The organism is Actinomycetota bacterium (genome assembly GCA_036280995.1).
Classification (GTDB): Bacteria; Actinomycetota; CALGFH01; order CALGFH01; family CALGFH01; genus CALGFH01.
Genome location: DASUPQ010000854.1, coordinates 1 through 11,623 on the forward strand (window position 1 = coordinate 1; position 11,623 = coordinate 11,623).

An 11,623-nucleotide genomic window follows, 5' to 3' on the forward strand; every position below is an offset into this window, starting at 1 on the left:
CGCATGGCCCTGCTCCGCGACCTGGAGCGCAAGTACGGGGACGACGAGGCGGCCGTGCTCGCCTTCGCCGCCGAGGCGGCCGACCGGCTGGCCGAGCTGGAGGGCGGGACGCTGCGCTCGGAGGCCCTGGAGGCCGAGGCCGCCCAGCTCCGGCGCGAGCTGGCCGCGACCGGGGCCGCCCTCACCGCGGCCCGGCAGGAGGCGGCCGCCCGCCTCGGCCAGGCCCTCCTGGTCGAGCTGGCCGACCTGGCCATGCCCAGCGCCCGGGTGGTGGTCGCGGTCGAGCAGGACCCCGACGACGCCGGCCTGGAGGTCGGCGACCGCCGCCTGGCCGCCACCGAGGACGGCCTCGACCGGGTCGACCTGCGCCTGGCCGCCCACCCGGGGGCGCCCCTGCGCCCGCTCGGCCGGGCCGCCTCCGGAGGCGAGCTGTCCCGGGTGATGCTGGCCCTGCGGGTCGTGCTCGCCGGGATCGACCGCACCCCGACCCTGGTCTTCGACGAGGTCGACGCCGGGGTGGGGGGCCGCACCGCCGCCGCCGTGGGCCGCCGCCTGGCCCAGCTCGCCCGCCGCCACCAGGTGCTGGTCGTCACCCACCTGCCCCAGATCGCGGCCCACGCCGACCGCCACTTCACCGTCGAGAAGACCTCCTCGGACGGTACCACCAGCACCGACGTCCGCCTGCTGGACGACGCCGGCCGGGTCGGGGAGCTGTCGCGGATGCTGGCCGGCATGGAGGGCTCGGGCCTCGCCCAGGCCCACGCCGAGGAGCTGCTGGCGGCGGCCACCGCGGACAAGAACGGCGGTGAGGCGCCGTGAAGCTCCGCCCGCCCTGGCCCCGGCGCGAGCCGCCCGCCGCTACCACCGAGCCGACCGGGCTGTGCGGCCCGGCCCGGCTCGACCGGCGCACCAAGAACCTGGTCAAGCGGCTGAAGCCGGGCGACGTGGCCGTGATCGACCATGTCGACATCGACCGGGTGGCGGCCGAGACCCTGGTCGAGCGGGCTCCGGTGGTGGTCGTCAACGCCGCCCAGAGCATCACCGGCCGCTACCCGAACGCCGGCCCGGCCGTCCTCGTCGAGGCCGGCATCCCGCTGCTGGACGCGGCCGGCCAGGCCATCTTCGGCGTCCAGGAGGGGGCGCTGCTCGAGGTCGACTCCGACGGGGTGGTCCGCCTGGACGGCGCCGAGGTGGCCAGGGGCGAGTGGCTCCACCCCGAGGACGTCCGCAAGCGGATGGACGCGGCCAAGGACAACCTGGCCAGCGCCCTCGAGGACTTCACCCTCAACACCCTCTCCTACGTGCGCCGCGACCGCGACCTGCTGCTGGAGGGGCTGGATGTCCCGGCCCTCAAGACCCGCCTGCGGGACCGGCACGTGCTGGTGGTGGTGCGCGGCCACGACTACAAGAAGGACCTGTCGACCCTGCGCGGCTACATCCAGGAGTTCCGCCCGGCCCTCATCGGGGTCGACGGCGGCGCCGACGCCCTGCTCGAGGTCGGCCTCAAGCCGGACCTGATCCTGGGCGACATGGACTCGGTCACCAACGAGGCCCTCACCTCGGGGGCCGAGATCGTCGTCCACGCCTACCCCGACGGCCGCGCCCCCGGCAAGGAGCGGGTCGAGGCCCTGGGGCTGGAGCCGCTGGTCCTGCCCGGGGCCGGGACCAGCGAGGACATGGCCATGCTGCTCGCCTATGAGTCCGGCTGCGACCTGATCGTGGCCGTTGGCAGCCACGCCAGCATGGTCGAGTTCCTCGACAAGGGACGCCCGGGCATGGCCTCGACGTTCCTGACCAGGCTCAAGGTCGGGCCCAAGCTGGTGGACGCCAAGGGCGTGAACCGCCTGTACCGGCAGGGCGTCCGCCGCAGCGACCTGCTGTTCCTGGTGGCGGCCGCCCTGGCCGCGATGCTGGTGATCTCGCTCGTGTCGGAGCCGGTCCGGCTGGTCTGGAGCGACCTGATCGAGCTGCTCCAGGTGTTCTTCAACCGGGTCCGTTCGTTGTTCGTCTGACTGGCGCGGGGACGAGCGTTCCCGTGCGGAGGTGTGCCCGACGTGATCAGCCTGCGCTACCACATCGTGTCGCTGGTGGCCGTGTTCCTCGCCCTGGCCCTCGGCATCGTGGTCGGCAGCACCGTGCTGCAGGAGGGGACCGTCTCGGTCCTGCGCGCCACCAGCGACCAGGTCCGGGAGCAGAGCGAGCGGAACAGCCGCGAGAACGTCGCCTTGAAGCAGGAGAACTCCCGCCTGCAGAGCTTCGGCGCCACCGTCCTGCCCGACCTGGTGCGGGGCCGGCTCGACGGCCGGTCGGTGGTGCTGGTCGACACCGACAAGGTCGACAGCGGCCTGCGCGACGGCGTGCGCAAGGTCCTGGAGGACGCCGGGGCAGAGGTCGACGGCCAGATCACCTTCGCCGACGAGCGGCTCGCCCTTGGCGCCGACGCCGACCGGACGGCCGCCGGGCGGCTCCTGGGCGTCGACGCCGGCGACCCCCAGGTCCTCCGCGGCCAGCTGGTCAAGCGGCTGGCCGAGCGGCTGGCCAACCCGGCGGCCATCCCCCAGGACGACAGGCAGCGGGCCTCCGACATGCTCACCGGTCTCCAGGACGCCGACTTCCTGGCCGACCTGCGGCTCAGCCGGCCGCTGGCCGCCGGCAGCGACCCGTTCCCGCGCCAGGGCTCGATCTTCGTGCTCCTCGGCCCGGCGGCCACCGCCACCACCGCCGTGGCCCCCGACGCCTTCCTCGTCCCCCTGGCCGACCAGGTCTCGGGACTCGCCGGCGGGGCCGTGGCCGGGGGTGAGGCGGCCGACGTCCCCCGGGAGACCTCCTGGATCCTCGCCCTGCGCGACAACCGGGCGGTGAGCCGCCGGGTGTCCGGGATCGACTCGGTCGACAAGGTCTACGGCCAGCTCGCCCTGGTCGAGGCCCTCGAGGACCGCCTCCAGCAGGAGGCCGCCGGCCAGTACGGCGTCAAGGACGGCGCCTCCGGGCTCCTCCCCGAGCGGACCGAGGGATCGTGAGCGCGGAAGGGACCGTGGGCGCGGAAGGGACCGTGCTCGCCCTGGTGCCGGCCAGGGACGAGGCCGAGCGGGTCGGGGCGACGGTCCAGGCGCTGCGGGCGCTGCCCGGGGTGGCCGAGGTGCTGGTGGTCAGCGACGGGTCGACCGACGCCACCGCCGCCAAGGCCCTGGAGGCCGGGGCCCACTGCCTGGCCCTGCCCCGCAACCTGGGCAAGGGCGGCGCCCTCAACGCCGGGCTGGCCGCCCTCATGGGCCGGGTCGCCGAGCGGCTCAGCCCCGAGCCGGCGGTGCTGCTGCTGGCCGACGCCGACCTGGCCGACACGGCCGGGCGGCTCGGCCGCCTGCTCGACCCGGTCCTGGCCGGCGAGGCCGACCTGGCCATCGCCGACCTCCCCGCCCAGCAGGGCGCCGGCGGCTTCGGCGTCGCCATGGGCCTGGCCCGCCGCGGCATGGCCCGGGCGACCGGCCGCCGCATGGCCGAGCCCCTGTCCGGCCAGCGCGCGGTCCGCTGGGAGGCCCTCCCGGCCGTGCTGCCGTTCGCCCCCGGGTTCGGGGTCGAGGTCGCCATGACCATGGACGCCCTCCGCGCCGGCCTCCGCGTGGTCGAGGTCGAGGTCGACCTCCACCACAACGCCACCGGCAAGGACCTCGCCGGCCTCCTCCACCGTGCCCGCCAAGCCCGCGCCATCGCCCGCGAGCTCACCCGCCGCCGATCCTGGCGCCCCACCCCCAACGGCCACCCCGCCTCCCCTGCCGAGCCCCCCGCTGCCAGTGGGAGCCCCGGGGCAGGCGCCCACAGCGCTGAGACCCCCGCCGATGGCGGGAGCCCCGATCGGGAGGGTCGCCAAGGTGCCCGGGGAGGTGGCGGCGGGTTTCCCCAGCCCCCCCAGCCCCCCCAGCCCCCCCAGGACGGTGGCTGATGCGGGCGCTGCCGGTGGCGTTGTGCGGGATGGTGGTGGGGTGGGGGATCGGGTTCTGGGCGGCGCCGCAGGTGCTGGCCGGGCTGGCCCGGTCCAGCCTGGCGCGGGTGAACTACCGCAAGCGGGAGGTGGTGGCCGGGCTCGGGCTGCTGCTGCCGCTGGGGCTGCTGGTGTGGGCGGCGCCGCTGGCCGTGGCCGCGCGGGTGGACCCGCTGCGGGCGGGGCGGGCCGGGATCCTGGCCCCGTCGGCGCTGGCCGTGGTCGTGGCCGGGCTCGCGTTCGTGGTCCTGGGGCTGGTCGACGACCTGGTCGAGGACCCGGCGGGCAGCCGCGGCTTCCGGGGCCATCTGCGGGCGCTGGCCTCGGGGCGGCTCACCGGCGGGGGGATCAAGCTGTTCGGCGGCGCCCTCGCCGGGCTGCTGGTGGCCAGCCTGGCCAAGCCCGGCGACCGGCCGGCGTGGGCGATCCTGCTCGGCGGGCTGGTGGTGGCCTCGGCCGCCAACACCGCCAACCTGCTCGACCTGCGACCCGGCCGCTGCGCCAAGGTGTTCCTGCCGCTGTGGGTCGCCGGCTGCCTGCTCGACCCCGGCGGCGGGGCCTGGTCGGCCGGGCTGGCCGGGGCCGCCCTGGCCGCCCTCCCCTTCGACCTGCGCGAGGAGGGCATGCTCGGCGACGCCGGGGCCAACGCCCTCGGCGCCGTGGTCGGCACGCTGCTCCTGGCCGGCCCGATGTGGCTGCTGTGGGGGGCCGCGGCCGCCCTGGTCGCCCTCCAGCTCGCCTCCGAGCGGGTCTCGTTCACCCGCGTGATCGAGGGCAACCGGGTGCTCCGGGCCGCCGACCGGCTCGGCCGGCGCGGCCCCTGACGCCCGTACCCGGACCTCCGCGCAGGCTTGGGGCGGCCTGCACGGAGCCCTCCTGCATTCGTGCTACGCTGGCATCCCGGGAGGGCCCGCAGACGGCCGGGTGGCCAGGGGAGCACACCCGGTCCCCCCGATGGGCCCAAAGGGGGTCAAGCACCTTGGCGAAGCACATCTTTGTGACGGGCGGGGTCGCCTCGTCGCTCGGCAAGGGTCTCACCGCAGCCTCGCTCGGACGCCTGATGAAGGCGCGCGGGCTGCGGGTCACCATGCAGAAGCTGGATCCGTACATCAACGTCGACCCGGGCACCATGAACCCGTTCCAGCACGGCGAGGTGTTCGTCACCGACGACGGCTGCGAGACCGACCTCGACCTGGGCCATTACGAGCGCTTCATCGACGAGAGCCTCTACCGAGACTCCAACGTCACCACCGGGGCCGTCTACTCGACGGTGATCGCGGCCGAGCGCCGCGGCGAGTACCTGGGCGACACCGTCCAGGTCATCCCCCACATCACCAACGAGATCAAGGCCCGCATCGTGCGCGTGGCCGAGGACGCCGACGTGGTCATCACCGAGGTCGGCGGCACCGTCGGCGACATCGAGTCGCTGCCGTTCCTGGAGGCGATCCGCCAGCTGCGCCACGACATCGGCCGCGAGCACGTGGTCTTCGTCCACGTCTCCCTGGTCCCCTACATCGGCCCCTCGGGCGAGCTGAAGACCAAGCCGACCCAGCACTCGGTCCGGGAGCTGCGCTCGCTCGGCATCCAGCCCGACGCGATCGTGTGCCGCACCGACCGGCCCATCACCGACGCCCTCAAGCGCAAGATCTCGCTGCTGTCCGACGTCGACGTCGAGGCCGTGGTGTCCGCCCCCGACGCCGACTCGATCTACGAGATCCCGCTCGTCCTGCACGCCGAGGGCCTCGACGACTACCTGGTCCGCCACCTGCGCCTGGAGGAGAAGGCGGGCCGGCCCGACCTGACCGAGTGGCGGGCCCTGGTCGACCGCATCCGCAGCCCCCGCCGCAAGGTCCGCATCGCCCTGGTCGGCAAGTACATCAACCTGCCCGACGCCTACCTCTCGGTGACCCAGGCCCTCCAGCATGCCGGGTTTCACCATAAGGTGGAGGTTGAGGTGGTCTGGTGCGCCTCCGACGAGCTGGAGGACCCCCAGGCCCGCAAGGTGCTGGAGACGGTCGACGGGGTGCTGGTGCCCGGCGGCTTCGGGATCCGGGGGGTCGAGGGCAAGGTCGAGGCGATCCGCTTCGCCCGCGAGGGCCGCGTGCCCTACCTCGGCATCTGCCTGGGCCTGCAGACCGCGGTGATCGAGATCGCCCGCAACCTGGCCGGCCTGGAGGGGGCCAACTCGAGCGAGTTCGAGGCCGACACCCCCTACCCGGTGATCGACCTGCTGCCCGACCAGCGCCGCGTCGCCGACAAGGGCGGCACCATGCGCCTCGGGCTCGACCCGTGCCGGCTGCTCAAGGGCTCGCGGGCCGAGCGGGCCTACGGCGACGGGCTGGTGTTCGAGCGGCACCGCCACCGCTACGAGGTCAACAACCGCTTCCGGCGCCGGCTGGAGGACGCCGGGCTGGTCTTCTCCGGCACCTCGCCCGACGGCCGCCTGGTCGAGCTGATCGAGCTGCCCGACCACCCGTGGTTCGTGGCCGGCCAGTTCCACCCCGAGTTCCGCTCCCGCCCGACCCGGCCCCACCCCCTGTTCCGGGACTTCGTGGGCGCCGCCACCGCGTTCGCCGACGACCGCGACCGTTCGGCCGCCGCTCCGACCGGGGCCAGTCCGGCCGAGGTCGAGGCCGCCTACCCGGAGCCGGTCACTTCCCGATCGCGGCCGGCCCCGGCCCCGGCTCCGACCGCAGCCCCGGCCCCGGGTGCCCACGCCGACGGCGTGCCGGCCCACCGCAACGGCGAGTCGAGCCCGGCCCAGGTCCCGGGGGCGGGCGCCCCCCGGCCGGACGCCGCGGCCCGGCTGGACGCCGTCCGGCCGGACACCCCATTGCCGCCGGACGACGCGCCCGCCGTCCCGCGGGTCCCGATCGTCGACGCCAACCCGCGCCCCGACCCCGCCGACCCGCCGGCAACGGTCGACCTGCGCAGCGACGGCCTGGCCGACCCGGTCCGCCACGACGACGACCCGCCGGTCCCGGCCGGCCCCGTCGCCGCCGGCGAGCCCGGGCGCCCCTGAGAAGCGAGTGACCTCCCCGCCGTTCCGCGTCGTCGGCCGCCGCCGGCCGTTCGAGGGCAAGGTGTTCACGGTCCGGACCGACCGGATCGCCGACGAGGACGGCCGCACCGGCGAGCGCGAGGTGGTCGAGCACAACGGGGCCGTGGCCGCCCTGGTGGTCGACGACGACGGCCAGGTGCTGCTGGTCGACCAGTGGCGCCACGCCGTCGGGGCCAGGGTGCTGGAGGTCGCCGCCGGCAAGTACGACGTCCGCGGCGAGACGGTCGAGGAGACCCTCCGCCGCGAGCTCGCCGAGGAGCTGGGGGTCGAAGGCGGCACCCTGACCTGGCTGGCCAGCCTCTGGACGACCCCCGGGTGGAGCGACGAGATGCTGGACCTGTACCTGGCCGAGGGCGTCACCCCGATCGAGGGCGAGCGGTTCGCGGCCGACTGGGAGGAGCAGGGCATCGAGGTGGTGCGGCTGCCGTTCGAGGACGCGCTGCGGCGGGCCGCCGGCCCGCCCGGGGACGCCAAGACCCTGGTCGCCCTCGGCCTCTACGGGCTCAGGCGGAGCGGGACCTGGACGCCCGACCAGGCGGACCGGCCCCCGCCGGACGCCCCGGCCCGCCGGGCGGCCCGCCGGCCTGACTGACCCGGCGCTTCCCGTCTCGTAGACTTGGCGTGCCCGGGCCCGACGGTGGGCTTGGGACGCCGGTCGAGGATGCCCGGCGCGCATGCGCCGGGCGCGGTGGAGGTCCAGCGTATGTGAAGGCGACGCCGATCCTCGACCGGCGTCCCATCGAGCGGAAAGGGCGGCGACCATGGACGTTGGCATCCCGCGGGAGCTCAAGGACCACGAGTACCGGGTCGCGATCACGCCGGTGGGCGTCCGTGAGCTGGCCGACGCCGGCCACCGGGTGCTGGTCGAGCAGGGTGCCGGGCTGGGCAGCTCCATCACCGACCGCGAGTTCGAGAAGTCCGGGGCGACCGTGCTCGAGACCGCCGACGAGGTCTGGGCCGAGGCCGACCTCATCCTCAAGGTGAAGGAGCCGGTGCCCGAGGAGTTCCCCCGGCTGCGCAAGGACCAGGTGCTGTTCACCTACCTCCACCTGGCCGCCAGCCGCGAGGTCACCGAGGCGCTGCTGAAGAGCGGAACCACCGCCGTCGCCTACGAGACGGTCGAGCTGGCCGACGGCCGGCTGCCCCTGCTCGCCCCCATGAGCGAGGTCGCGGGCCGCATGGCCCCCCAGGTCGGCGCCCACCTGCTGGAGCGCGAGTCCGGCGGCCGCGGGGTGCTGATGGGCGGGGTGTCGGGCGTGGCCGCGGCCAAGGTGCTGGTCCTGGGCGGCGGCATGGCCGGCCAGAACGCCGCCTGGATCGCCCAGGGCATGGAGGCCGAGGTCACCCTGCTCGACAAGAACGTCGACAAGCTCCGCTACGTCGACCAGATCCACAAGGGCCGCATCGTCACCCTGATGTCGAACCGGCAGACGATCGAGGACCTGGCCCTCAACGCCGACCTGATCATCGGCTCGGTCCTGATCCCGGGGGCCAAGGCGCCCCGGCTGATCACCACCGAGCACGTCCGGGCGATGAAGCGGGGCGCGGTCCTGGTCGACATCTCGATCGACCAGGGCGGCTGCTTCGAGACCTCGCACGTGACCACCCACTCGGACCCGACCTACGTGGTCGACGGGGTGGTCCACTACTGCGTGGGCAACATGCCGGGGGCGGTGCCGCACACCTCGACCTACGCGCTCACCAACGTCACCCTGCCCTACGCGGCCCAGATCGCCTCGGCCGGTCTCGAGGAGGCCGTCAAGGACGACCCGCCGCTGGCCAAGGGCATCAACGTCTACCGCGGCGAGCTCACCTACGAGCAGGTCGCCGAGGCCCATGCCCTCGACTGGCGCCCCCTGGCCGAGGTCGTCCCCGGCCTGGCCGACGCCGCCGGCTAGCCGCCGATGTCCACCTCCGCGCCGCCAGCCGGTGTGCCCACCGCGCCGGTGGGGCCGGCGGCCGCGGCGGCGGTGCGCCGCTACCTCGACTACCTGGCCGTGGAGCGGGGCCTGGCCTCCAACACCCTCAGCGCCTACCGCCGGGACCTGCACCGCTACGCCGGCTGGCTGGCCGCCGCCGGGATCGACGACCCGGCCCGGGCCGGCGAGCCCGACCTGGTCGCCTTCCTGGGCGCGCTGCGGGCCGGCAGCACCCCGGTCGGGACCCGCTACCGGGCCTCCAGCGTCGCCCGCAGCCTGGCCGCGGTGCGCGGGTTCCACCGCTTCCTGGTCCGCGAGCGGCTGGCCGGCGCCGACCCCTCCCGCGACCTCGGCACCCCCAAGGTCCCGGCCAGCCTGCCCAAGGCCCTGTCGGTGGAGCAGGTCGAGGCGCTGCTGGGCGCGATCGCCGGCCACGACCAGCTGGCCCTGCGCGACCGGGCCCTGCTCGAGACCCTGTACGCGGCCGGGCTGCGGGTCAGCGAGGCCACCGCGCTCGACGTCGACGACCTGGACCTGGAGGACGGGACGGTGCGGGCCTTCGGCAAGGGGGCCAAGGAGCGCCTGGTCCCGGTCGGCCGCTCGGCCCGCCGGGCCCTTGAGGGCTACCTGGTCCGGGGCCGCCCGCTGCTGGCCGGGCCGCGCTCGGGGCCCGCCCTGTTCCTGAACGCCCAGGGCAGCCGCCTGACCCGCCAGGGCTGCTGGAAGATCCTGCGCCGCCACGCCCGGCACGCCGGACTGGAGGCGCAGGTGTCCCCGCACGTGCTGCGTCACTCGTTCGCCACCCACCTGCTGGCCGGCGGGGCCGACATCCGCAGCGTCCAGGAGCTGCTCGGCCACGCCAGCCTGGCCACCACCCAGGTCTACACGCGGGTCACCCAGGACCGCCTGCGCGAGGTCTACCTGCGCGCCCACCCTCGAGCCCGCCACGCGACCCCCAGCGAATGAACCAGACATCTCCGACAAGCACCCCTGGCACTGGCCCGACGATCCTGTAGCCTCAAACTCCTGCTCTCGAAGGCCGACCGTCGTGCCGTCTCCGGACGCGGCGGGCAGATGCGCGACGGAGGACCGGGATGGACCAGCAGACCGTTGAGCGGCTGCGGGAACGGCTCGAGACCGAGCGCGGCGAAGTTCGTCGTCAGCTCGACGACCTCGGGGCCCGCCGCGACGCCGAGGGCATCGAGGACCCGGAGCTCGACGAGGGCTTCGCCGACGCCGGCCAGGCCGCCGCCGAGCGCGCCAACCTCCTCACCCTCGTCCGCAGCCTGCGCGACACCCTCCGCGATGTCGAGCAGGCCCTCCAACGCATGGAGGCCGGCACCTACGGCATCTGCGAGCGCTGCGGCCAGCCCATCGCCGACGAACGGCTGGAGGCCCTGCCCGCCGCGCGCCTCTGCATGACCTGCAAGCGCCAGCGGGGAGCGCGGTGAGGGCGGTCCTGATCGTCTGCGACTCGCTCGGGGTGGGGGAGGCGCCCGACGCCGGCGACTACGGGGACGCCGGCGCCGACACCGCCGGCCACGCCGCCGCCGCGGTCGGGGGGCTGGAGCTGCCGACGCTCGGGTCCTGGGGGTTCGGGCGGCTGACCAGGATCGCCGGGGTCGACCCGGTTGACCCGGCCGCCGCCGTGGTCGGCCGCATGGCCGAGCGGTCCGCCGGCAAGGACACCACCACCGGCCACTGGGAGATGATGGGGGTGGTCCTCGAGCAGCCCTTCCCGACCTACCCCGACGGCTTCCCGGCCGAGGTGATCGACGCCTTCGCCGAGGCCATCGGCCGCGGCGTGCTCGGCAACAAGCCCGCCTCCGGCACCGAGATCATCGAGGAGCTGGGCTCCGAGCACCTGGAGACCGGCAAGCCGATCGTCTACACCTCGGCCGACTCGGTGTTCCAGATCGCCACCCACAAGCGGGTCGTCCCCCTGGAGCAGCTGTACGCCTGGTGCGAGCAGGCCCGGGGCCTGCTCAAGGGGGAGCACGCCGTCGGCCGGGTGATCGCCCGCCCCTTCGACGGCGACCCCGGGTCGTTCACCCGCACCAAGGAGCGCCGCGACTACGCCCTCCCGCCCGCCGGCCCGACCGTGCTCGAGGCGCTGGAGCGGGCCGGCGTCAACACCCTCGGGGTGGGCAAGATCGAGGACATCTTCTCCGGCCGCGGCCTGGCCGGCTCCGACCACACCGGCGACAACGAGACCTCGCTCGACGCCACCGTCCGCTTCCTGCGCGAGGCCGAGGAGCCCGCGTTCGTCTTCACCAACCTGGTCGACTTCGACATGGTCTACGGCCACCGCCGCGACGCCGAGGGCTACGCCCGCTGCCTGGAGCGCCTCGACGCCCGCCTCCCCGAGGTCGTGGCCGAGCTGGGCGAGGACGACTGGCTGTTCCTGACCGCCGACCACGGCTGCGACCCGACCGCCCCCGGGACCGACCACACCCGCGAGTTCACCCCGATGGTCGCCTTCAGCCCCGGCGGTACCGCCGGCCACCGCCTCGCCGACCGCGACACCTTCGCCGACCTCGGCGCCACCATCGCCGAGCTGTTCGCCGTCCCCTTCGACGGCCCCGGGCGCTCGTTCGCCGGCGACCTCCGCTGATCCCGGCCGTGCCCGCCCCGGCGCCGTTGGCGTAGGCCCGCGCCCGCCTC

Annotated in this window: 11 protein-coding genes; all 11 read left to right on the top strand. The window is 75.1% G+C overall.

Going from position 1 to position 11,623, the window contains the following annotated elements; genetic code table 11:
• A partial coding sequence (locus VF468_28640) for a DNA repair protein RecN (protein ID HEX5882254.1) occupies positions 1–819 on the top strand: 819 nt, incomplete at its 5' end.
• Positions 820–878: 59 nt separating this feature from the next.
• The gene (gene steA, locus VF468_28645) at positions 879–2,012 is read left to right on the top strand and encodes a putative cytokinetic ring protein SteA (GenBank protein HEX5882255.1); all 1,134 of its coding nucleotides are present in this window, start codon (positions 879–881) and stop codon (positions 2,010–2,012) included.
• Between the two features lie 42 nt (positions 2,013–2,054).
• Entirely contained in the window at positions 2,055–3,020 is a 966-nt protein-coding gene (locus VF468_28650) for a copper transporter (GenBank protein ID HEX5882256.1), read from the top strand.
• 14 nt (positions 3,021–3,034) lie between these two features.
• Positions 3,035–3,940 carry a glycosyltransferase family 2 protein gene (locus VF468_28655; GenBank protein ID HEX5882257.1) on the top strand — a complete coding sequence of 302 codons (906 nt, stop codon included), beginning with the start codon at positions 3,035–3,037 and terminating at the stop codon, positions 3,938–3,940.
• The gene (locus tag VF468_28660; GenBank protein HEX5882258.1) at positions 3,940–4,803 is read left to right on the top strand and encodes a hypothetical protein; all 864 of its coding nucleotides are present in this window, start codon (positions 3,940–3,942) and stop codon (positions 4,801–4,803) included. Before VF468_28655 ends, VF468_28660 begins: the two co-directional genes overlap by 1 nt.
• A 155-nt stretch (positions 4,804–4,958) precedes the next feature.
• The gene (locus tag VF468_28665; protein HEX5882259.1) at positions 4,959–7,001 is read left to right on the top strand and encodes a CTP synthase; all 2,043 of its coding nucleotides are present in this window, start codon (positions 4,959–4,961) and stop codon (positions 6,999–7,001) included.
• A 7-nt stretch (positions 7,002–7,008) separates the two neighbouring features.
• Positions 7,009–7,632: an NUDIX hydrolase gene (locus VF468_28670; protein HEX5882260.1), complete on the top strand. Its 624-nt coding sequence runs from the start codon at positions 7,009–7,011 to the stop codon at positions 7,630–7,632.
• 169 nt (positions 7,633–7,801) lie between these two features.
• Positions 7,802–8,938, top strand: coding sequence for an alanine dehydrogenase (gene ald / locus VF468_28675; GenBank protein ID HEX5882261.1), 1,137 nt, complete (start codon positions 7,802–7,804; stop codon positions 8,936–8,938).
• Between the two features lie 33 nt (positions 8,939–8,971).
• Positions 8,972–9,925: a site-specific tyrosine recombinase XerD gene (xerD, locus tag VF468_28680; protein ID HEX5882262.1), complete on the top strand. Its 954-nt coding sequence runs from the start codon at positions 8,972–8,974 to the stop codon at positions 9,923–9,925.
• Between the two features lie 128 nt (positions 9,926–10,053).
• A complete protein-coding gene (locus VF468_28685) occupies positions 10,054–10,410 on the top strand; it encodes a TraR/DksA C4-type zinc finger protein (protein ID HEX5882263.1) in 357 nt (118 codons plus the stop codon).
• Positions 10,407–11,573, top strand: coding sequence for a phosphopentomutase (locus VF468_28690; GenBank protein HEX5882264.1), 1,167 nt, complete (start codon positions 10,407–10,409; stop codon positions 11,571–11,573). The genes VF468_28685 and VF468_28690 overlap by 4 nt, the downstream gene beginning before the upstream one ends.
• Positions 11,574–11,623 lie beyond the last annotated feature (50 nt).